This is a genomic window from Streptomyces violens (assembly GCF_000717745.1).
GTDB classification, from domain to species: Bacteria; Actinomycetota; Actinomycetes; order Streptomycetales; family Streptomycetaceae; genus Streptomyces; species Streptomyces violens.
On sequence record NZ_JOBH01000016.1, the window covers coordinates 70,453 to 92,480 of the forward strand.

Sequence of the window (22,028 nt, forward strand, 5' to 3'; positions counted from 1 at the left end):
CGCACCGGCGCGCGGCGGGGCCGGATCCCGGCGGCGCACTCAGAACGCCTCGATGGCGGACGTCGCCCGGGTCGCGGGCGTCTCCTCGCAGACCGTCTCGCGCGTCTCGAACGGCTTCCCCGGCGTAAACGAAGAGACCCGTCAGCGGGTGCTCGCCGCGATGAAGGAGCTGGGGTACCGCCCCAACAGTGCGGCCCGGGCACTCAAGCGCGGTGACTTCCGCACCATCGGCGTCATCACCTTCACGCTCGCCACGACCGGCAACGTCCGCACGCTGGAGGCGATCGCCACCTCCGCCGCGGAGGAGGGTTACGCGGTCACATTGCTGCCCGTGGCGGTGCCGACGCAGGACGAAGTACGCGGCGCCTTCTCGCGGTTGGGCGAACTCGCCGTCGATGCGGTCATCGTCATCATGGAGGTCCACCTGCTCGACTCGGCCCGCCTCTCGCTGCCGCCGCATGTGAAGGTCGTGGTGGCGGACTCGGACGCCGGGGACCGCTACGCGGTCGTCGACACGGACCAGGCCGGCGGCTCGCGCGACGCCGTCCGGCACCTGCTCGGCCTCGGGCACGACACCGTGTGGCATCTGGCCGGCCCCGAGGGGTCGTATGCCGCGCAGCGCCGAACCGCCGCCTGGCAAGCGGCACTTGAGGAGGCCGGACGGGTACCGCCGCCGCTGGTGCACGGCGACTGGTCCGCGGAGTCCGGCTACCGCGCGGGCCTGCGCCTGGCCGAACAGGACGACTGCACCGCGGTGTTCGCCGCCAATGACCAGATGGCGCTCGGCCTGCTGCGCGCGCTGCACGAGCGCGGGCGCAGGGTGCCGCAGGACGTCTCCGTCATCGGCTTCGACGACATCCCGGAAGCCGGCTCCTTCCTGCCCCCGCTCACCACGGTCCACCAGGACTTCGCCGAGGTCGGCCGCCGCTGCGTCGACGGAGTGCTACGACAGGTCCGCGAGGGCGGTACGGACCGCGGCACCACCCTGGTACCGACACGACTCGTACTGCGCGAGAGCACGGCGCCACCACCGGAAGTTCGGTAAGCCCGACCGTCGTTGGACTTCGAAAGGACGCCCCGATGAGAAGACAACGCTGTCCCCGTCCCCGCCCCCGTCCCCTCATACCCCTTCTCGCCGTCCTCGGCGCGCTCTGTGTCACCCTCCTGAGCGCACCCTCCGGCGCGGCCGTCAACGAGACCTCCCAGGAGGACACGCCCCGACGCCAAGAGGCGTACGCCGGCTACCTCTTCACTTACTTCACCGGTGAGAACACCGCCGACGGCGAGCAGATCCGGATGGCCCTCAGCCGTGGCAACGATCCCCTGCACTGGCGCGAGCTGAACGGTGGCAGGCCAGTGCTCACCTCCGATCTCGGCACCAAGGGCCTGCGCGACCCGTTCGTGATCCGCTCGCCGCGGGGCGACAAGTTCTTTCTGATCGCCACGGACCTGCGGATGTACGGCGGCGAGGGCGGCAGCTGGGACCAGGTGCAGCGCACCGGCAGCAAGTCCATCATGGTGTGGGAATCCACGGACCTGACCCACTGGACCGACCGCCGCCTGGTGCAGGTCGCCCCGGACACCGCGGGCAACGCCTGGGCCCCGGAGGCGTACTGGGACGACCGCCTCGACGCGTACGTCGTCTTCTGGGCGTCCAAGGTCTACGCCGAGAACGACCCGGACCACACCGGCACGACGTACAACAAGATGCTGTACGCGACGACGAAGGACTTCCGCACCTTCAGTGCGCCCAAGGTGTGGAACGACCCCGGCTACTCGGTGATCGACTCCACGGTCATCAAGGACGGCGACACCTACCACCGCTTCACCAAGGACGAGCGCGACCCATCGTCCGGCACGCCCTGCTCCAAGTTCATCACCGCCGAGCGGTCCACCGAACTCACCGACACCTCCTACGACTTCGTGGCCGACTGCATCGGCAAGGGGGCCGTCGAGCGGGGCGAGGGGCCGACGGTCTTCAAGTCCAACACGCAGGACAAGTGGTACTTGTTCATCGACGAGTTCGGCGGCCGCGGCTACGTCCCCTTCGAGACCACTGACCTCGCGTCCGGGAAGTGGACGCAGTCCACGGATTACCGACTGCCCGCGAGCCCTCGCCACGGCACCGTGCTCCCGGTGACCCGGGCCGAGTACAGCCGACTGCTCAGTGCGCTGCCCCCGCGCTCGTCCTAGGGTGTGTCCGACTGGCGTTCCGGCGAGCCGTCGGGTAGACCCTTGACGTGCTGTTTCGCCAACTCGAATATCTGGTGGCGCTCTCCCGGGAGCGCCATTTCGCCCGTGCCGCCCAGGCGTGCTATGTCTCCCAGCCCGCTCTCTCGGAGGCGATCCGGAAGCTGGAGGAGGAGCTGGACGTGCCGCTGGTCCGGCGCGGCCGCACCTATGAGGGGCTCACGCCGGAGGGCGAGCGCATCGTGGTGTGGGCGCAGCGGATCCTCGCCGACCGTGACGCCCTCAAGGACGAGGTCGGCGCGCTGCGCACCGGGCTGAGCGGGCGGATACGGATCGGCGCCGTCCCGACCGCGACCGGCGCCGTCTCCCTCCTCATCGACCCGTTCTGCGCGGCGCACCCGCTGGTCACCGTGGACGTGCAGGCGGACCTCCGGTCGGAGGACATTCTGCGGCGACTGCAGAATTTCGAGATCGATGCGGCCATCAGTTATCTACGCGAGGGCATTTCCGAGAATTCCGAGAATTTCCGGACGGTTCCGCTGTACCAGGAACGGTACGTACTGCTGACCTCCGCGGCCGACAATCTGGGCCGCCGGACGACGGCGACCTGGGCGGAGGCGTCGCGGCTGCCGCTGTGCCTGCTGACGGGGACCATGCAGGGGCGCAGAGTACTGGACGAGCTGTTCGCCGAGGCCGGGGTGCAGCCGACGCCCCGCGTGGAGACCGACTCGGTGGCCGCGCTCTTCGCGCACGTCAGGACGGGTCGGTGGGCCAGCATCGTGCCGCACGCCTGGCTGCACGTCTTCGGCATCCCGCCCGGCATGCGCGCCGTACCGCTGGTCGAGCCCACCCGTACGGTGCCCATCGGGCTGGTGATGACCGCCCGCGAGCCGGGCTCCGTCATGGCGCGCGCCCTGACGGAGATCGCCCGGCAGACCGACCTCGCCGCCGCCCTGGAGCGGCTTCCCGGCAATTCCGTATCGTCCGTCTCGCAATAAGCGGCGCCTATCAAGCAATCGGAAATCCCTCTTTGACTTGTCTCCGTGCATTACCGGATCGTCAGGGCATGAGCAGCGCAGAGATCGAGGATCCCGCCGACGACCTGTCGGTCACTCCGCCCAAGACCTGGGCGACCGGTCTGCCCGCCGTGACGCACGCGCTGGAGTACTCGCTGGGCCAGACGTCCGTGCGGCGTACCGCGCTGACTCTGCTGAACATCAATCAGCCCAAGGGCATCGACTGCCCGGGCTGTGCGTGGCCCGAGCCCTCGCCGGGCAAGCGGCACATGAACGAGTACTGCGAGAACGGCGCGAAGCACATCAACGACGAGGCCACCTCGCGGCGCGTCACCCGGGAGTTCTTCCGCGAGCACTCGATCGCCGAGCTGGACACCAAGTCCGACTACTGGCTCAACCAGCAGGGCCGGCTGACCGAGCCGATGGTCAAGCGGCCCGGTGCGACCCACTACGAGCCGATCGGCTGGGACGAGGCCTTCGGCCTGCTCGCCGAGGAGCTCAAGGCGCTGTCCTCTCCCAATGAGGCGCTCTTCTACGTGTCGGGGCGGCTGAACAACGAGGCCGCCTTCCTCCTCCAGCTCTTCGCCCGCGCGTACGGCACCAACAACCTGCCGGACTGCTCCAACATGTGCCACGAGTCCAGCGGATTCGCGATGACGGAGACGCTGGGCATCGGCAAGGGCAGTGTCTCGCTGGACGACCTCCACCACTCCGACCTGGTCTTCGTCGTGGGGCAGAACCCGGGCACCAATCACCCGCGGATGCTCTCGGCGCTGGAGGAGACCAAGCGCAACGGCGGTCGGGTCATCGCGGTCAACACACTGCCCGAGGCCGGGCTGATGCGCTTCAAGCACCCGCAGCGGCCGCGCGGTGTGATCGGCCGCGGCACGCAGATCGCCGACCAGTTCCTGCACATCCGCGCGGGTGGTGACCTCGCCCTCTTCCAGGCCCTGAACCGGCTGCTGCTGGAGGCCGAGGACGCCGCGCCGGGCACCGTGCTCGACCACGACTTCATCCAGGCGCACACCATCGGCAGCGCCGACTTCGCCGAACACGTGCGGCAGGTCTCCTGGGACCACGTCCTCGAGGCGACCGGGCTCACGCGCGAGGAGATCGAGCGCGTGCACGCCCAGGTCCTGAAGAGCAACAAAATCATCGTGTGCTGGGCGATGGGGTTGACCCAGCACAAGCACGGCGTACCCACCATCCGCGAGGTCATCAACTTCCTGCTGCTGCGCGGCAACATCGGCAAGCCCGGCGCGGGTGCATGCCCGGTACGCGGCCACAGCAACGTCCAGGGCGACCGCACCATGGGCGTGTGGGAGAAGATGCCGCAGAAGTTCCTCGACGCGCTGGAGAAGGAATTCGGCTTCACACCGCCCGCCCGGCACGGCCTGGACGCGGTGAACGGCATCCATGCGATGTACGAAGGCCGCGCCAAGGTCTTCCTCGGTGTCGCGGGCAACTTCGTACGGGCCACCCCCGACAGCGCGGTCACCGAGGAGGCGATGCGCAAGTGCCGGCTCACCGCGCACATCTCGACCAAGCTCAACCGCTCCCACACCGTCTGCGGTGACACCGCCCTGATCCTGCCCACGCTGGGCCGCAGCGACAGGGACTTCCAGAACGGCGTCGAGCAGTTCATCACCGTCGAGGACTCGATGAGCGATGTCCACGCCTCGCGGGGAAAGCTGCCGCCTGCCTCCCCGCATCTGCTCAGCGAGGTCGCGATCATCAGCCGGCTGGCGCACCGGACACTGGGAGACGAACCGTTCATCCCCTGGGAGCAGTTCGAGGGCGACTACGGCACCATCCGCGACCGGATATCCCGTGTCGTGCCGGGCTTCGAGGACTTCAACGCCCGGGTGGCGCAGCCCGGCGGCTTCCATCTGCCCAATCCGGTGAACAAGCGGGTCTTCCGCACCCCGAGCGGCAAGGCCGTGTTCACGTCCAACGAGTTCACGATGCCGCACGTCCCCGAGGGGCATCTGCTGCTGCAGACGCTGCGCTCGCACGACCAGTGGAACACCGTCTGGTACGCGCCGAACGACCGCTACCGCGGCATTCACAACGCCCGCCGGGTGGTCCTCGTCAACCCCGCCGACCTGGAGGAACTGGGCATCGCCGACCGCTCCGTCGTGGATCTGGTGAGTGTCTGGCACGACGGGAAGGAACGCCGCGCGGAGGACTTCAGCGTCGTCGCCTACCCCGCCAGCCGCGGCTCCGCGGCGGCCTACTACCCCGAAACCAACGTCCTGGTCCCGCTGGACAGCGTGGCCGACTTCAGCAACTGCCCCACCTCCAAGGGCGTTGTGGTCCGCCTGGAGCCCAAGGAGCGGAGCGCGGCGTGGGACGCGTGACCGCACGGCGGCGGGTGCTGCGCATTCGGGACGGGGTGCCCTCGCACCGCCCGGACACCCTGGCCGCCGAGGAGCCGATGGAGATCCGGGTCGGCGGGCGGCCGCTCACCGTGACCATGCGCACCCCGGGCGACGACTTCGACCTCGCGGCCGGCTTCCTGGTGAGCGAGGGCGTGGTGCACGCCGCCGGGGACGTGGCCGGGATCCGTTACTGCGCGGGCGCCACGTCCGACGGCGGCAACACTTACAACGTGGTCGACGTCGTCCTGGGCAAGGGGGTGCCCGCCCCCGACGCCTCCCTGGAGCGCAACTTCTACACCACATCCTCGTGCGGGCTGTGCGGCAAGGCCAGCCTGGACGCGGTACGTACCTCGGCAACGTGGTCCGTCGCCGACGACCCACTGAGCATCGGACCGGAGGTACTGACCACCCTCCCCGACCAACTCCGCGCAGCCCAGCGGGTGTTCGACAGCACGGGCGGCCTGCACGCCGCCGGACTCTTCACGCCCGACGGCGAGCTGCTGTGCCTGCGCGAGGACGTTGGCCGGCACAACGCCGTGGACAAGGTCGTCGGCCACGCCCTGCGCTCCGGCCTGCTGCCACTGCGCGAAACGGTACTGATGGTCAGCGGCCGAGCCTCCTTCGAGCTCGTACAGAAGGCAGTGATGGCGGGAATCCCGATGCTGGCTGCCGTCTCCGCCCCTTCCTCGCTCGCCGTGGACCTGGCAGCGGAGAGCGGGCTGACCCTGGTCGGCTTCCTCCGGGGTACGTCGATGAACGTGTACACCGGCTCCGAACGCCTGCAAACGGAGCCGGTGGGGTGACCACGGGCAGGCGGCGAACCCCTGGGTCAGCTGCGGGCGCGCTGGGTGGCTGCGATGCAGCTGAGCACGATCAGGGCGGTGACGGCGGCTAGGGGGGAGAGCTGTTCCCCCATGAGCAGGACCGACCAGACCAGTGTCATCAGGGGCTGGGCGAGCTGGATCTGGCTCGCCCTGGGCACCCCGATGACGGCCATCCCGCGGTACCACGCGACGAACCCGCCGAACTGGGAAATGGCGGCGATATAGGCCATGCCGACGACCGCCTTGCCGGTCAGGTGCACCGGCTCCGCGGGCAGGGCGAAGGCGGTGACCAAGGCGGATACGGGGAGGGCGGCGACGACGCCCCAGGCGATGACCTGCCAGCCGGGCATGTGGGAGGCGAGCCGGCCGCCCTGCGCGTACCCGGCGGCGCACACCAGCAGGGCACCGAAGAGGTAGAGGTCGCCGACGGTCGGCAGGCCGTGGTTCTGCGTGAGGGTGAAGGCGGCCACGGTGACGGCGCCGAGCACGGCGGCCGTCCAGAACACGCGCGACGGCCGTCGGCCGGTCAGTACGGCGGAGACTGCGGCGGTGGCCAGCGGCAGCATGCCGATCACAACGGCCGAGTGCGCGGTGGTGGAGGTCTGCAGGGCCAGCGTGGACAGCAGCGGGAAGCCGATGGCACAGCCGCCGGCCACCGTGAGCAGGGCCGGCCAGTGCTGCCGCCCCGGCACCGGCACCCGGGCCCCGTACAGACAGACCGCGGCGAGCAGCCCCGCCAGCAGACCGCGTACACCGGTCGCCGTCCATGGGCCGAAACCGTCCAGGGCCCACACGGTGGCCGGGAAGCTGAAGGAGAAGGACACCACGCCGAGGGCGGCCAGGAGAGTACCGCTGCGGGGAGTCCCGTTGCGGGGAGTCCCGCTGCCGGGAGTAGCACCGCCGGGAGTACCACTTCGGGGAGTACTGCTGGAGGCAGTAGCACCAGAGGCAGTAGCACTGTCGACCGCTATCGCTGAAGAATGAGTAGCGCTATCTTGTACTGTCATGAACGAGAGTAGCAGTGTCGCTCAATTGGCCGCGACCTTGCGGAATGAGCTGAACCGCTATCCGGAAGGGGAGAAGCTGCCCTCGAGCCGGGCACTGGTCACCCAGTACCAGGTCAGTCCGGTGACCGTCTCCCGGGCGATCGCGACGCTCGCCGCCGAGGGGCTCGTCACCTCCCGGCCGGGCGCCGGCGTCTTCAAGGCCACCGCGCGCCGCGTCGCGGGCGCGCTCGGCGACGTCTCCTGGCAGGAGGTGGCGCTGAGCGCGGATCCCCCGCACTCCACCGTCGACGCCGGCCCCCGCAACATGGACGCCGCCGGCGTCCTGGCCACCCTCACCACCCCGCCGCCCGAGGTCATCGACCTCAACGGCGGCTATCTGCACGCCGCGCTCCAGCCGGAACGGGCGCTGGCCGCCGCGCTGGCCCGGGCCGGCCGCAGGCCCGGCACGTGGTCGCGTCCCCCGGTGGAGGGCCTGACCGAGCTGCGGGACTGGTTCGCGCGCGACATCAGCGGGCCGGGCGGCTCCCTCAACGCCTCGGACGTCCTGATCACCGCCGGGGGCCAGAGCGCCCTCACCACCGCCCTGCGAGCCCTGGCCGCGCCCGGCTCCCCCGTCCTGGTCGAGTCCCCCACCTACCCCGGCATGCTCGCCGTCGCCCGCGCCGCCGGGCTGCGGCCCGTACCGGTACCGGTCGACGCGGACGGTGTACGTACCGACCTGCTCGCCGACGCGTTCGAGGCCACCCGCGCCCGGGTCTTCGTCTGCCAACCGCTCTTCCACAACCCCACCGGCACCGTCCTCTCTCCTCAACGGCGCGCCGAGGTACTCGGCATCGCCCGGGCAGCCGGCGCCTTCGTCATCGAGGACGACTTCGCCCGCCGCCTGGTGCACGCCGACTCCCCGCCGCTGCCGCTCCCCCTTGCCGCCGACGATCCGGACGGCGTCGTCGTCCACGTCCGCTCGCTCACCAAGGCGGCCTCCCCGAGCCTGCGCATCGGAGCCCTCTCCGCCCGTGGCCCGGCACTGGAGCGGCTGCGCGCCATCCAGGTCGTCGACAGCTTCTTCGTCCCCCGCCCGTTGCAGGAGACCGCCCTGGAACTGGTCGGCTCCCCCGCCTGGACCGGCCATCTGCGGGCGCTCGCCGGCGCCTTGCGCGAGCGCCGGACCACCCTGCTCACCGCGCTGAACAGCGCGCTGCCCGCGCTCCTCCCTCGCCACACACCGCTCGGCGGCTACCACTTGTGGCTGCGCCTCCCCGACGGCACCGACGAACACGCCGTCGCCGCGACCGCCCTCCGCCACGGCGTGGCGGTCACGGCCGGCGCCCCGTACTTCACCGCCGAGCCCCCCGCCCCCCACCTCCGCCTGAGCTATGTCAGCACCCCCGGCACCGCCCAACTGAAGGAAGGTGTCCAGCGCCTCCGGGAGGCACTCCCCGGGGTGTAAGGGCGCCGCCAACCTTTCGGCCTACCGCTGCGGCCCCTGGACCGCTCGTCGCAGCAGGGCGAGGAACTGGTCGCGTTCCTCCGGGGTGAACGGTGCGAGCATCTGGTCGCTCACCTCGACGACCGCGGGGGCGAGGCGGGTGGCCAGTTCGCGACCGGTGTCCGTGATGCGTACGAGCTTGCGTCGCCTGTCGGTGTCGTCCTTGGCCAGGTCCACCAGGCCGCGCTTACGCAGGCGGTCCAGCAGCGGCGCAGCGGTCGACTTGTCGAGATTGGCCAGGGCGCCGAGCGTGCCCTGATCCATGGCGCCGCGGGTGTGCAGCAGGCACAGGACCGTGAACTGCGGACCCGTCAGGTCCTGATGGACCTGCTCGTACCAGAGCCGGTTGTGCACCTGGCTCAGCTGACGGGCCAGCGGGCCGAGCCCGCCGATCGCGGCGAGCATGAGCCCGGCGTCCGCGTTCTCCTGTGCCATTGCTCGCCGCCGTTCCTCCGCGTTGATTAGGACGTGTACGTACTATACCGTCGACCCAGATAGGACGTACACGTACTTACTGTGCGTGACGAGGAGGGAAGGTCGGGTTATGACGCAACGCGGCAGTGCGCTCAACTTCCGGGATTTCGTGGAGAGTTCGCTCGCCATCGGGGATGTGGTCGACATCAGGCGGCCGGTCAGCCCCATGCTCGAAGTCGGCGCCATTACCCGGCGGGTCTATGAGACGCGGAGTCCCGCGCCGCTGTTCAGCAATCTGGTCGGAGCCGAGCCTGGCTTCCGGATTCTCGGCGCGCCCGCCGGTCTGAGCGGGCTCGACGAGGGGGCATACGGGCGGCTCGCGGCGCACTTCGGGCTGGCGCGTGACACCACGCCGCGCGCGCTGCTGGAGAAGCTGATCTCCGCCATGCACGCGGACCCGGTCGCCCCGCGCGTGGTGGAGACCGGGCCCTGCAAGGAGAACGTGCTGACGGGCGACGACGTCGACCTGGAGCGGTTCCCGGTGCCGTTGCTGCACCAGCAGGACGGCGGGCGGTACTTCGGTACGTACGGCTTCCATGTCGTGCGCTCCCCCGACGGGCGGTGGACGAGCTGGTCGGTCAGCCGCACCATGCTGAACGGGCGCACCACCCTCGTCGGCCCGGCCATGCCGCAGCAGCACATCGGCATGATCCACGCCATGTGGCGCGAGAAGGGGCTGCCGACACCGTGGGCCATGGTGCTCGGCGCCCCGCCGGCGGCGCTGGCCGCGGCGGGCATGCCGCTGCCCGCCGAGGTGAACGAGGACGGCTACGTCGGCGCCCTCGCAGGCAGCCCCGTCGAAGTGGTCCGCACCGAGCTGCACGACCTGTACGTCCCGGCCAACTCCGAGATCGTGCTGGAGGGTTACCTCAGCCCCGACGAGACCGCCCCCGAGGGACCGATGGGCGAGTACCACGGGTACTCCTTCACCGAAAGCAAGCAGCAGCCCGTCTTCCACGTCGAGGCGATCACCCACCGCGACGACCCCATCCTGCCGGTCTGCGTGGCGGGCCTGCCCCCGGAGGAGAACCACACCATCTGGGGCACGATGATCTCCGCCGTCAGCCTGGACCTGCTGCGCTCCAGCGGGCTGCCGGTCGATCTGGCCTGGTGCTCGTACGAGGCCGCGACCTGCTGGATCGTCGTGTCCATCGACATCCGGCGGCTCGCGGAGAGCGGGCTCGGCGAGCGGGAGCTGGCCGATGCGGTGGCCGACGTCCTCTTCAACTCGCACACCGGGTGGCTGGTGCCCAAGGTGCTGCTGGTGGCGAACGACATCGACATCACCGACATCAACCAGGTGGTGTGGGCCATGGCGACCCGCTACCACCCCGGCACCGGCGAGTACGTCTACCCGGAGGCGCCGGGCATTCCGATGGTCCCCTACCTCACTCCGGAGGAGGTGCGCACGGGGCGAGGCGGCAAGTCCGTGCTGAGCTGCCTGCTGCCGGAGCACTTCGAGGGTGTGAGTAAGGGGGTCACCGCGTCTTTCCGGTACTCGTATCCGGAGGAGACCCGGCAGCGGGTCGTCGAGAGCTGGGCCGATTACGGGTTCTGAAGAGCCGGGCTTTCGCTGCCGCGTGCCGCCACGCACTCTGCCCGCCACTCCGCATCGGCGGCCAGGTCCAGGCCGGTCCAGGCCATCGCCAGCGCGCCGTCGAGCACCGCCTCGTCGGCGGCCGGTCCGGCGGTCTCCTCGGCGAACTGCCGGGTGTGCGGCATCCCTTGGGCTCCCAGCACACCGATCGCGGGATGGATGGCGGGCATGGCGTGGGTGATGTTGCCCATGTCCGTGGAGCCGCCCGTGCCCTGCGGCACCGGTCCCGGCTCGGGCACCTCCCGGCCGGCCGCGGCCAGATTGCGGGCGTAGGCGGCCATCAGCGCGGGGTCGTGGCGAAGGTCCAGGTAGTCGGGCTGGATGGGCCGTACTTCCATGGTGGTGCCGGTGGCCAGCGCGGCGCCGCGGAAGCAGTTCAGCACCCGTTCGCGGAGCTCGGCCAGTTCCTCGCCGGTGGGCGTGCGCACCTCGTACTCCAGTGCCGTCCGCTCGGGGATGATGTTCGTGCGCTCGCCGCCGTGCCGGACGATGCCGGCGACCCGGTAACCGTCCTTCAGTTGCTGGCGGAGCTGGCCTATCGCCACCTGGGCGACGACCGCGGCGTCTCCCGCGTTCAGCCCGCCTTCGGGCGCCGCGGCGGCGTGCGAGGCGCGGCCGGAGAAAGTGACCTCGAAGCGGGCCACCGCGTTGCTGGAGCCGCGCGGGTCGACGGCGTCGATCGGGGCGGGGTGCACCATCATCGCCACCGTGACGTCGTCGAAGGCGCCGCGCTCCAGCATCAGTACCTTGCCGCCGCCCTCCTCCTCGGCCGGGGTACCGAGCAGCTTCACCCGGAAGCCGAGCTCGTCGGCGGCCGCGGACAGGGCGATGGCCGCGCCCGCGCCGGCGGCGCAGATGATGTGGTGCCCGCAGGCGTGGCCGATCTCCGGCAGCGCGTCGTACTCCGCGCAGACCCCGACCGTGAGGTCGCCGCTGCCGTATGTCGCGGTCAGCGCCGTCGGCAGGTCGCACACCCCGCGGTCCACCGCGAAGCCCGCGTCTTCGAGCAGCGTCGCGAGCCGGCCGGCGGCGCGGGTCTCGGCGAAGGACGTCTCGGGGTCGGCGTGCAGCTCGTGGCTGAGCTCCAGCAGGCGGTCCTTGTACGCGTCGAGCCGGGCGGCGACGCGGTCGCGGAGGGCTGGGGCGGCTGCGGGCATGGGAATCCTCCACCGTCGGGTGAGCGCGCGAGTGAGTAAGGAAGCGAGCAAGGGGATGAGTAAGGAAACGAATCGTTTCCTTTTCGGGGGTTCCCCGGTTGTACACGCTTCTCTCGCCGATGAACAGGGGGATGGAGAAGAACGGTGGAGCGCTCGCCGGGCGCGGTTACGACCAGGTGACGTCTTTCGGGAACTTGCCGTTTCCTATTGACGGGGCGGCCGTCGTCCCCCGAAATGGGACGCCATGGCGAGCACGCAGCGGCCGGCCGGCCGACCACGCAGCAAGGACGTCCACGACCGGGTCGTGACGGCCGCCTCCGCACTGTTCGCCGAGAACGGCTATCTCGGCGTGACCATGGACGAGATCGCCGTACGTGCCAATGTGTCCAAGAAGACCTTGTACCGGTGGTGGCCGCACAAAGCCGCGGTGATCGCCGAGGTGCTCGTCGCCCGTGCCGACGTACGCACCGTCCCCGACCTCGGCGACACCCGCGCCGAACTCCTCGTCGTCTGCGACTACATCGACGACTTCACCCGCGCCAACGACGCCTTCACGCAGCTGTGCCTGACCGAGGCGACCGCCGACGAGTCGGCCGTCCTGCAGTCCTTCCTGGACATCGTGGCGCACCGCCGCGACCAGGCGCGGGCCGCCGTGCAGCGCGGGATCGCCCGCAGCGACCTGCCGCCGGACGTGGACACCGACGCGCTGCTCGACCTCTGGAACGGATTCTTCGTCTACCGGCGTTCCTTCCGGCCCGCTCCGGTCCACGGCAACACCGTCGAACAGCTCGTTGACCTCGCCCTGGCCGGACAGGTGCCGCGGCTGCCCGCCGCGGACCCGGCGACCGGCTGAACCCACCCCTCTCCCCTCACGGGCCGCGCCCCAGCGGCGCCCGCCCGCACCCCAGCACGCCTTGGAGACTCCGCCATGCCCAGAAGCGCCTCCCCAGGCAGTACTCCCACGTCCACCGCCGCCGTCGTCGGCTTCCTCGTCTTCATCGAGCTGTGCAGCGGCATCCTGCAGGGCTCCGTGCCCGTGGTGCTGCCGCTCATCGGCAGCGACCTCCACGTCAGCGCGGGCGACCTGAACTGGGTCAACAGCGTCTTCCTGCTCGTCGCGGGCATCTCCGTGCCGCTGCTCTCCCGGCTCGGCGACATCTACGGCCACCGCCGGATGATCCGGATCACCATGGTCGCCGTCGCCGTCGGCTCGCTGATCGTCGCCACCGCCGACAGCTTCGCCGTGCTCCTCGTCGGCCGCGCCCTGCAGGGTGTCTTCGCCTGCTGGCTCCCGCTCGACTTCGCGATCGTGCGCGACCGGGTCCAGCCCGAGCGGGCCGGCGCCGCCATCGGGATGCTGGTCGGCGCGCTCACCCTCGGCGCGACCCTCGGCACCCTCGGCACCGGCCTGCTCTCCCGCGCGATCCACGATGTGCACGGGCTGCTGATGGTCCCGGCCGGTGCCATCCTGCTCTGTCTGCCCGTGGCCTTCCGGCTGATCCCGGAGTCCACGACCCGCGCCCTGTGCCGCATCGACTGGGCCGGTGCCGCGCTGCTGAGCAGCGGCCTCGCCGCCCTCATGATCGGCATGGCGCTTGCGAAGAGCGCGGGCCTCGCCCCGACCGCCGCCGCCGTCGGCCTGGGCCTCGTCCTCATCGCACTGTTCGTCCGCACCGAACTGCGGGCGCCCCAGCCCCTGGTGGACGTGCGACTGATGGCCCGCCGCAGCATGGCGCTGCTGTACGTACTGAGCTTCCTCACCGGCTGTGTGCTGTACGGGGCGCAGACCGCCAACCCGTCGTTCTTCGCCACCCCGCCGAGCCTGGGCTTCGGCTTCGGGATGGACGCCTTCGGCATCTCCCTGCTCGGCGCCGCGCATGTCATCGCCATGGCGGTCGCCGGTACCTGCGCCGACCGTGCCGTCCGCCGCTTCGGCCCGCAGCACACCCTCGTCGGCGGCTTCGCCCTGGTGACGCTCGGCTATCTCGGCATGGTCCTCGCGCACGGCGCGCCCTGGCAGATGACCGTGTCCGGGATCGTCGCGGGCGCGGGCATCGGCACGGCCATCGCCACCCTGCCCGCGCTGCTGCTGCGGCATCTGCCCGCCGACCAGACCGGTATCGGCACCGGTATGTACAACACCCTGAAGACGCTGGCCGGTTCGGTGGCGGGCGCGGCCTTCGCCGCGGTGATGAACCACCTCCTGCTCGACGTCCCGGGCGCCCGCGTCGCCTCCGAGAGCGCCTATGTCACCGTCTGGGCCTGCTGCGGGGCGCTGGCGCTGCTGGGCACCTGTATCGCCTGGCGGGTGGGTACCGGGGGCGGCGCGCCGGCCCCGGCACCGGAGCCCGCCGTGGCCGCGGCGGACTGAGCTCAGGCCCGTACCTCTGTACCGGCACCGACTCGCGTGCGGCGCATCATGAGCGCGTAGGCAACTGATGTCACGAGCATGCCAACGGGTAGGGCGAGGTCCATGCCGTGCAGGGCGCGGGCGATCGGTCCGGTGTACAGGGTGTTCACGCAGAGCGCCGCCGCGGCGGTGCCTGCCGTGAGGGCGAGGGCGCCGACCCAGTTGACACCCGCGGTGTACCAGAAGGTGCTGCCGCGGGTCTCGTCGGTGAGCGCGCGGCCGTCGTAGCGGTTGCGGCGCAGCACGATGTCGGTGGCGTAGAGGGCCATGCTGGGGCCGAGCAGGACGACGGTCAGCTGGAGGACGTTGCTGACGGTGTCGAGGAAGTTGGACACGAGCAGCGCGTACAGGGTCAGGGCGACGGCGGCGGTCCCGTCGAAGAGCACGCTGACGGAGCGGCGGATGCGGAGGCCGACGGCCTGGAGGGCCAGCCCGGCGCTGTACGCGGTCAGCGCGTTGATGGAGATCGTGCCGAGCACCAGGGCGAGCAGGAAGACCGGGGTGAACCAGCCGGGCAGGATCTTCTCCAGCGCGGTCTGCGGGTCGGTCATGTCGACCGCGGTCGCGGCGAACGCGCCCAGGGAGCAGACGATCATGCTCGGTACGAAGCCGCCGAGGGCGGTCCAGCCCACGATCGCCTTCTTGGACGTCGCGCTGGGCAGGTAGCGGGAGAAGTCCGCGCTGGTGGTGTAGGACAGCGGGCCCGAGGCGACGAGGGTGACCCCGGCGATGAGGGTCGCCCACAGATCGACGCCGGTCAGCGGCTCGGCGGGGGTGTACGAGAAGTCGGCGTGCCCGACCACGCTGACGGCGACGACGGCGAAGACGGCGGCGAGGACCAGGGTGATCGGAAGGTAGAGCTTCACGATCATGGCGTGCCCGTAGACGCTGATGGTCAGGGTGAGCGCGGCGATGACCACCACGACGACGATCTTGACGCCGGTGGTCGTCGGGATGCCGAACTTCTCGACGAGGGAGAAGGCGGCGACCGCGGCGGCGGACAGGTTCAGGGCGAAGTAGCAGACGGAGATCGTCCAGCCGACGACGGCGTTGTTCACGCGGTTGCCGAGAATGCCGTACATCGCCCGCGTGATCACCTCGCTCGGTGCGCCGGCGGCCGGGCCGGAGACCGAGAGGAATCCGGTGAGCACCCAGAAGAGGTTGCCCACCACGAGCGCCGCGATGGCCTGCCCCAGACTCAGGCCCATGAGGACCAGCGCGCCGCCGACCACCAGGCTGAGGTAGTTGACGTTGGCCGCCGCCCAGACGGAGAACAGCTCCCGCGCCTTGCCGTGGCGTTCCGTTTCAGGGATGTGGTCGATGCCATGGGCCTCGATGCGGCCCGCCCGTTCCGAGGCGGGCGGCGCAACGACCGTGCCCTCGCTGCCTGGTTGCGGGTCGGGAATCGTGGACGCCATGCGGCCCTCCGAGTGCTGGTCTTACCCACCTGTTTGCTTATTGGTCGCACACTCAATAGCATCCGTTGTATGTCGTCAAGCGTTCAACGCAAACGAGTTCGAAAAACTCCAGCCGCCCGACGTGCGGAAATCGTCGAGGCGGCGGCGCGCGTCGCCCTGACCGAAGGACTGGAGTGCGTCACCCTGCGGCGGATCGGCGATGAGCTCGACGTCCGCCCCGGATTGATCAGCCACTACTTCCCATCGGCGGAAGAGCTGGTGGCCGAGGCCTTCAGCACGGCCGCCGCCGGCGAGCTCGACGCCCTCCTTCCCGTGGACCGGCCCGACGGGACGCCCGTGCAGTACCTCGCGCGCTACTTCGCCCTGTCGACGGGAGAGGCGTACGACGACATCAGTCGCCTCTGGATCAACGCCCGGCACCTCAGCCGCTACCGGCCCCTCCTGCGTGACCGGGTCGTCGAGCGTGAACTCGCGACCGACGACAGGCTGGAGGGACTCATCCGCGACGGCGTCGCACAGGGGGAGTTCCGTACGGATGACCCGCGTGCGGCGGCCGTCCACATCCTGGTCGTGATCGACGGTCTCGGCGCCCACGCCAACACCGACACCAGCAACCGCACCGAGGCGGAGAAGCGCTTGGCCATCACCACGGCCGAGCGCGAACTCGGGCTGCCACACGGCTCGTTGACCAACGTCACCGATACATCCACCCCCAACTGACCCACTCTGAACCGCCCTTACGAGGAGCCACAGTGCGCACCAGTCTCGTCCTGCTCTCCGCCCGCCTGCTCGACCCGGTCACCGGCGCGTTCCTGCCGCAGACCGCCCTGGCCGTGTCCGGCGGACGGATCTCCGCCCTGGGCGACGACCGCGCGACGCGCGCGCTCGCGGACTCCTCGACCACGGTGATCGACATGAAGGGCGCCGTGGTGACCCCCGGCCTGGTCGACGGGCATCTCCACCCGGTGTCGGGCGCCGAGCTCACTCAGGGGCTGGACCTGTCGGGCTGCGCCGACCTGGACGCCGTACGCGAGGCGCTGGCCCGCGAGGTCCGCACGCTCGCGCCCGGCGCGTGGCTGCACGGCTGGGGCCTGGACCCGAACGTCTTCGGCGACCGCCCCGTCGAGGCCGCCGCGCTCGCCCCCGTACTGGACGGCATACCGGCCCTCCTCCTGCTCTTCGACGCGCACTCCATGCTGGCCAGCCCGCGCGCGCTCGAACTCGCCGGTGTCGACGGGCCGCGCACCTTCGACCAGGCCGCCGAGGTCGTCTGCGACGCCGCGGGCCGGCCCACCGGGCTGCTCCTGGAGGACGCCGCGTGCGAGCTCGTCGAGCGCGCGGCACCCCGGCCCACCCACGCGGAGCGCCGCGACCAACTCGCCGTCACTCTGCGGGAGATGGCAGCCACCGGGCTCACCGGCGGGCACGCGATGGACGCCAACGGCGACAGCCTCGCCCTGTACGCCGAGCTGGACGCGGCCGGCGAACTGCCGCTGCGGCTGCGGGTCGCGCCCTGGTGCCAGCCCGGCACCGACGACGACGCGCTGCGGGCGCTGATCGAGCAGCAGGGCGCCGGCGGCCGGCTCTGGCGGACCGCGGGCGTCAAGCTCTTCATGGACGGCACCATCGACAACGGCACCGCCTGGCTGGAGCGCCCCGACTGCCACGGCGAGTCCACGCACGCCTTCTGGCCGGACACCGCCGCGTACACCCACGTCATCGGCGAGCTGCACCGCGCGGGCGTGCCCACCGCGACCCACGCGATCGGTGACGCGGCCGTGCGGCATGCCCTCGACTCCGTCGAGAAGGCCCGCGCCACGGGGGCGGGGCCGGTCCGGCACCGTATCGAGCACATCGAGACCGTGCCCGACGACACCGTGCGCCGGTTCGCCGAGCTGGATGTCATCGCGTCGATGCAGCCCACCCACTGCTGCGACTTCACCCGGGCCGACCACACCGACAACTGGTCCCGGCGGCTCGGCGAGGAGCGTGCCGCGCGCGCCTGGCGCTGCCGCGATCTGTGGGACGCCGGCACCACGGTCGTCCTCGGCTCGGACTGGCCGATCGCGCCGTACCCGCCGCTCACCGTCATGGCCGGCGCCCGCCACCGCCGCCCCACCCGCGACCTGACCCAGCCCGCGCACGGCCCCGGCCAGGCGCTGACCGCCCTGGAAGCCCTCCAGGCCATGACCGTCAACGCGGCATACGCGGCGGGCGAGGAGCAGGAGGCCGGCCGCCTCGCCGTCGGCCACCGCGCCGACCTCACGGCCTTCGCGGAGAGCCCGCTCACCACCCCGGCCGCCGACCTGGCCGACCTGCCGGTCGTCCTCACGGTCCTCGACGGCCGCCCGACCCACCGCGCCCCGAGCCTCTGACACACCCTCATACAGCGGCCCCCGTCCCTCCTGCGCGGAGGAACGGGGGCCGTACTGCTATACGGCAGGCCGAGTCACTCCCACACCACCACATTGCGGCGGACCGGGACCGAGCCGGTGTCCTTGGCGAAGAGTTCGGGTGAGCGGGCGCGGACGCGCTCGACGTCGTCGAAGACCGCCCTGAGGTGGGTGCGCATGGCCGAGCGGGCGAGGGCGGCGTCGCCGCCGAGCACCGCTTCGAAGATCTCGACGTGCTGGGCGGCGAAGCCCGTCGGGGTGGCGGTGTCGTAGAGGCCGAGCCGGCGCGCCCGGTCGAGGTGACCCTTGGCCGAGACCACGGTCGCCCAGGCGCTGCCGTGTCCGCTCAGCCGCAGCAGGGCGTGGTGGAACGCCTCGTCCAGCTCGAAGAAGTCCTCCAGGTCCAGGCCCGGGCGCTCCTGCTCGGCGAGATTGCGCCGCAGCTCCTCGACGAGGTCCGCGTCGAGCTCGGCGGGGAGGTCGTCCAGGGCCGCCAGCTCCACGGCCTCGCGCAGGAACTGCGCGTCGGCGACCTTGGCCGGGTCGACACGCGAGACGAACGAGCCGACCTGCGGAAAGATCTGGACCAGGCCCTCCTGGGACAGCAGGATGAGGCTTTCCCGTACCGGCGTACGGCTCACCCCGAGAGCGGCCGCGAGCTCGTTCTCGGACAGCGCGGCGCCCGGGGGGAGTTCGAGGGTCAGAACCTTGCGGCGCAGCGTCTCGTAGACGGCGCGGCGGCTGGTTCGCTGCCGGTTCGATCGGGCCATGCGCTCATCGTATCGGGGCGCGACGGCCCCGCCGCCCACGCTGGTCGATCCACGTTTCAAAAGTATTGCGCACCTGCACGACCAATGCTTGTATACAAGTGCTGGTCGGCCAGTATCCCGGTCGTCCGAGCGGTGTCACCACCCCCGAGGTCTCCGAAGGAGCAGGAACCTGTGAGCAAGATCGAGCGTGTCGAGGTGTTCGTCGCCTCGCCGGGGCGGACCTTCGTCACCCTGCGCATCACGACCTCGGACGGCGTGACCGGCCTGGGCGACGCCACGCTGAACGGCCGCGAGCTCGCCGTGGCGAGCTATCTGCGCGACCACCTCGTACCGCTGCTGATCGGCAAGGACCCGGCGCGCATCGAGGACATGTGGCAGTACCTCTACCGGGGCGCTTACTGGCGCGGCGGGCCGGTCACGATGACCGCGATCTCCGCCGTCGACACCGCACTGTGGGACATCAAGGGCAAGGTCGCGGGCCTGCCCGTCTACCAGCTGCTCGGCGGCCGCTCGCGGGACGGCGTCATGGTCTACGCACACGCCAGCGGCACGGACACCGCCGCCCTGATCGACGACGTCGAGCGGTTCCTCGGCCTCGGCTACAAGGCCGTGCGCGCCCAGGCCGCCGTCCCCGACGTGGGCGGTACGTACGGGGTGCGCAAGGGCAAGGTCTACGAGCCGGCCGCCACCTCGCTCCCCGACGAGCAGCCCTGGGACACCGAGGCGTACCTCCGGTTCGCGCCCACCTACCTGGAGGCGGTCCGCGAGCGCTGCGGCTTCGGCTTCCACCTCCTGCACGACGTCCACCACCGGCTCACCCCGATCGAGGCGGCGCGCTTCGGCAAGCAGGTCGAGGACTGCCGGCTGTTCTGGATGGAGGACCCGACGCCGGCCGAGAACCAGGAGGCGTTCCGGCTCATCCGGCAGCACACGACGACGCCGGTCGCGGTGGGGGAGGTACTGACGTCGATCTGGGACGTGCAGCGCCTGATCACCGAGCAGCTCATCGACTACGTGCGCACCAGCGTCGTGCACGCGGGCGGCATCACGCATCTGCGGCGGATCTTCGACCTGGCGGCGCTGTACCAGGTCAGGACCGGTTCGCACGGGGCGACGGACCTCTCCCCCGTCACCCTCGCCGCCGCCGTCCACCTCGACACCGCGGTCCCCAACTTCGGCATCCAGGAGTACATGGCGCACGCGGACGAGACGGCGGAGGTCTTCCGCAGCGGCGTCACCTTCGCCGACGGCATGTTGCACGTGTCGGAGCAGCCGGGGCTGGGCGTCGAGTACGACGAGAAGGCCGCCGAGCGCTTCCCCTACCAGGCCCGCTATCTCCCCGTGGCGCGGCGCCTGGACGGCTCGGTGCACGACTGGTGAGCGCCGTGACGTCCCCCGTACTGAACCTCGCCGCCCTCCCCCGCATCCCGGAGCACCTGCGCCCGGCCGTCGACCCCCGCGAGCTGCGCCCCCGTGTCGTCCACTTCGGTCTCGGCGCCTTCCACCGCGCCCACCAGGCCGTTTACACCGAGAACGCCGCCGCCTGCTCCGGTGAGCCGTGGGGCATCGCCGTCGTGGCCCCGCGCTCGGCCCGGACCGCGGCAGCGCTGCGGGCCCAGGACTGCCTGTACTCGATGACCGAGCTGCGCCCGGCGGAGACCGTCACCCGCGTCGTCGGGTCGGTCGTCGAGGCGCTGGGGATGGGCCCGGACGCCGCACGGGTCGACGCGCTGCTCGCCGACCCCGAGGTGTCCGTGGTGACCCTGACGATCACCGAGAAGGGCTACTACCGCCGCCCCGATACGGGCGCGCTGGACGCCGCGGCGCCGGACATCGCCGCCGACCTCGCGGCGGCGGCCACGGGCCCGCTCACCACCGTCGTCGGGCGGCTCGCCGCCGGGCTCGCCGCGCGGATGCGCGCGGGCGGTGCCCCGGTCACCGTCGTCTCCTGCGACAACATGGCCGCCAACGGCGCCGCGCTCGGCCGCGTCGTACGCGACTTCGTCGAGGCAGCGCCGTGGCCGGACCGGCAGGCCGTACTGGACTGGATGGCGGCCTCGGTCGCCTTCCCCTCGACCATCGTGGACCGCATCGTGCCCGCGAGCACCGAAGCGGACCTGCGCGCGGCCCGCGCCGCGCTCGGCGTGCACGACGCGCTGCCGGTCGTCGGCGAGCCGTACCGGCAGTGGGTCCTCACGGACTCCTTCGCCGGGCCGCGGCCGCCGTGGGAGCAGGCCGGCGCGCTGTTCGTCCCGGACGTGGTGCCGTACCAGCTCACCAAGTTGCGGCTGCTGAACGGCTCCCACTCGGCGCTGGCCTACCTCGGCGCCGCGGCGGGCTGCACGACGATCGCGGACGCGCTGGCGACCGGCTGGGGCGAGCGCCTCGTCCGCGCCCTGTGCGCCGAGGTCGCCCCGACGCTGCCCACCGGCGGTCCCGACCCGGCGGCCTACGCGGAGGACCTGGTCGAGCGGTTCCGCAACCCCGGTGTGCGGCACCTGCTCCGGCAGATCGGCTCCGACGGGTCCCTGAAGATCCCGGAGCGGTGGCTCGACGCGTTGCGCACGCTGCGCGCCGCCGCCACCGCCACCCCGGTGCTCGAACTCGCCCTCGCGGCTTGGGCGAACGCCACCCGCTCCGCCGACGACGGCGGGCAGCTCTTCGGTACGACCGACCCCGCGGCCGCCGCCCTGGCCGGCTGCTGGCACGAGGCACCGGACGACGCGGACGCGGTCCGCCGGCTGCTGCGTGTCCTCGGCGCGGCGGACCTGGCCGGGGACGGGACGCTCGTCTCCGCCGTCGCCGCACGGCTCCCCGCGCTGCGGGCCGGCCGGATCGAGGTCTGACGCCCCGCCGGTCGAGGTCTGACGCCCGCCCCTCCTCGCGGGCCGCACACCCGGAAAAC

Annotated in this window: 17 protein-coding genes and 1 pseudogene; 13 read left to right on the plus strand and 5 right to left on the minus strand. The window is 71.3% G+C overall.

Annotated elements, in window-relative coordinates; genetic code table 11:
* Positions 1-52: 52 nt before the first annotated feature.
* The 5 genes and pseudogenes from IF04_RS0127785 (at position 53) to fdhD (ending at position 6,390) form a co-directional block, all read left to right on the plus strand.
* On the plus strand, positions 53-1,045 hold the full coding sequence (locus IF04_RS0127785) for a LacI family DNA-binding transcriptional regulator (RefSeq protein ID WP_030263700.1): 993 nt from the start codon (positions 53-55) through the stop codon (positions 1,043-1,045).
* 35 nt (positions 1,046-1,080) lie between these two features.
* Positions 1,081-2,178, plus strand: a pseudogene (locus IF04_RS0127790) (family 43 glycosylhydrolase); the annotation flags it as partial.
* Positions 2,179-2,240: 62 nt separating this feature from the next.
* Positions 2,241-3,188: a LysR family transcriptional regulator gene (locus tag IF04_RS0127795; RefSeq protein WP_030263703.1), complete on the plus strand. Its 948-nt coding sequence runs from the start codon at positions 2,241-2,243 to the stop codon at positions 3,186-3,188.
* Positions 3,189-3,256: 68 nt separating this feature from the next.
* Complete coding sequence (locus IF04_RS0127800) at positions 3,257-5,566, plus strand: FdhF/YdeP family oxidoreductase (RefSeq protein ID WP_030263705.1); 2,310 nt, start codon at positions 3,257-3,259, stop codon at positions 5,564-5,566.
* A complete protein-coding gene (gene fdhD / locus IF04_RS0127805; protein ID WP_030263708.1) occupies positions 5,554-6,390 on the plus strand; it encodes a formate dehydrogenase accessory sulfurtransferase FdhD in 837 nt (278 codons plus the stop codon). The genes IF04_RS0127800 and fdhD overlap by 13 nt, the downstream gene beginning before the upstream one ends.
* Positions 6,391-6,416: 26 nt before the next feature.
* Here the strand turns inward: fdhD and IF04_RS0127810 are convergent, their stop codons facing one another.
* Positions 6,417-7,238, minus strand: a complete 822-nt coding sequence (locus IF04_RS0127810) for a DMT family transporter (RefSeq protein WP_037960961.1) — start codon at positions 7,236-7,238, stop codon at positions 6,417-6,419.
* Positions 7,239-7,416: 178 nt separating this feature from the next.
* Here IF04_RS0127810 and IF04_RS0127815 point away from each other — a divergent pair, with 178 nt between their 5' ends.
* Positions 7,417-8,865: an aminotransferase-like domain-containing protein gene (locus IF04_RS0127815; RefSeq protein WP_030263714.1), complete on the plus strand. Its 1,449-nt coding sequence runs from the start codon at positions 7,417-7,419 to the stop codon at positions 8,863-8,865.
* Between the two features lie 21 nt (positions 8,866-8,886).
* On the opposite strand, the gene IF04_RS0127820 is transcribed toward IF04_RS0127815, so the two are convergent.
* Positions 8,887-9,339, minus strand: coding sequence for a MarR family winged helix-turn-helix transcriptional regulator (locus tag IF04_RS0127820; RefSeq protein WP_030263717.1), 453 nt, complete (start codon positions 9,337-9,339; stop codon positions 8,887-8,889).
* A 109-nt stretch (positions 9,340-9,448) separates the two neighbouring features.
* On the opposite strand from IF04_RS0127820, the gene IF04_RS0127825 reads away from it, so the two are divergent.
* Complete coding sequence (locus IF04_RS0127825) at positions 9,449-10,936, plus strand: UbiD family decarboxylase (RefSeq protein WP_030263720.1); 1,488 nt, start codon at positions 9,449-9,451, stop codon at positions 10,934-10,936.
* On the opposite strand, the gene IF04_RS0127830 is transcribed toward IF04_RS0127825, so the two are convergent.
* A complete protein-coding gene (locus IF04_RS0127830; protein ID WP_051831623.1) occupies positions 10,924-12,132 on the minus strand; it encodes a M20 family metallopeptidase in 1,209 nt (402 codons plus the stop codon). The genes IF04_RS0127825 and IF04_RS0127830 overlap by 13 nt on opposite strands.
* 244 nt (positions 12,133-12,376) lie before the next feature.
* On the opposite strand from IF04_RS0127830, the gene IF04_RS0127835 reads away from it, so the two are divergent.
* Both IF04_RS0127835 and IF04_RS0127840 read left to right on the plus strand, forming a co-directional pair.
* Positions 12,377-12,985, plus strand: a complete 609-nt coding sequence (locus IF04_RS0127835; protein ID WP_030263724.1) for a TetR/AcrR family transcriptional regulator — start codon at positions 12,377-12,379, stop codon at positions 12,983-12,985.
* Between the two features lie 75 nt (positions 12,986-13,060).
* On the plus strand, positions 13,061-14,503 hold the full coding sequence (locus IF04_RS0127840) for an MFS transporter (protein ID WP_051831624.1): 1,443 nt from the start codon (positions 13,061-13,063) through the stop codon (positions 14,501-14,503).
* Positions 14,504-14,505: 2 nt separating this feature from the next.
* Here IF04_RS0127840 and IF04_RS0127845 read toward each other — a convergent pair whose 3' ends face one another.
* Positions 14,506-15,960: a purine-cytosine permease family protein gene (locus IF04_RS0127845; protein ID WP_030263729.1), complete on the minus strand. Its 1,455-nt coding sequence runs from the start codon at positions 15,958-15,960 to the stop codon at positions 14,506-14,508.
* A gap of 69 nt (positions 15,961-16,029) precedes the next feature.
* Here IF04_RS0127845 and IF04_RS0127850 point away from each other — a divergent pair, with 69 nt between their 5' ends.
* A complete protein-coding gene (locus tag IF04_RS0127850; RefSeq protein WP_030263731.1) occupies positions 16,030-16,680 on the plus strand; it encodes a TetR/AcrR family transcriptional regulator in 651 nt (216 codons plus the stop codon).
* A gap of 32 nt (positions 16,681-16,712) precedes the next feature.
* Positions 16,713-18,335 (plus strand): amidohydrolase, encoded by a 1,623-nt coding sequence (locus IF04_RS0127855; protein WP_030263734.1) that lies wholly within the window; start codon positions 16,713-16,715, stop codon positions 18,333-18,335.
* A gap of 74 nt (positions 18,336-18,409) precedes the next feature.
* On the opposite strand, the gene IF04_RS0127860 is transcribed toward IF04_RS0127855, so the two are convergent.
* Positions 18,410-19,123 carry a GntR family transcriptional regulator gene (locus IF04_RS0127860; RefSeq protein ID WP_030263737.1) on the minus strand — a complete coding sequence of 238 codons (714 nt, stop codon included), beginning with the start codon at positions 19,121-19,123 and terminating at the stop codon, positions 18,410-18,412.
* Between the two features lie 171 nt (positions 19,124-19,294).
* Here IF04_RS0127860 and manD point away from each other — a divergent pair, with 171 nt between their 5' ends.
* Together manD and IF04_RS0127870 are read left to right on the plus strand one after the other, a co-directional pair.
* Positions 19,295-20,503 carry a D-mannonate dehydratase ManD gene (gene manD, locus IF04_RS0127865; RefSeq protein WP_030263739.1) on the plus strand — a complete coding sequence of 403 codons (1,209 nt, stop codon included), beginning with the start codon at positions 19,295-19,297 and terminating at the stop codon, positions 20,501-20,503.
* On the plus strand, positions 20,500-21,969 hold the full coding sequence (locus IF04_RS0127870) for a mannitol dehydrogenase family protein (RefSeq protein ID WP_030263740.1): 1,470 nt from the start codon (positions 20,500-20,502) through the stop codon (positions 21,967-21,969). Before manD ends, IF04_RS0127870 begins: the two co-directional genes overlap by 4 nt.
* Positions 21,970-22,028 lie beyond the last annotated feature (59 nt).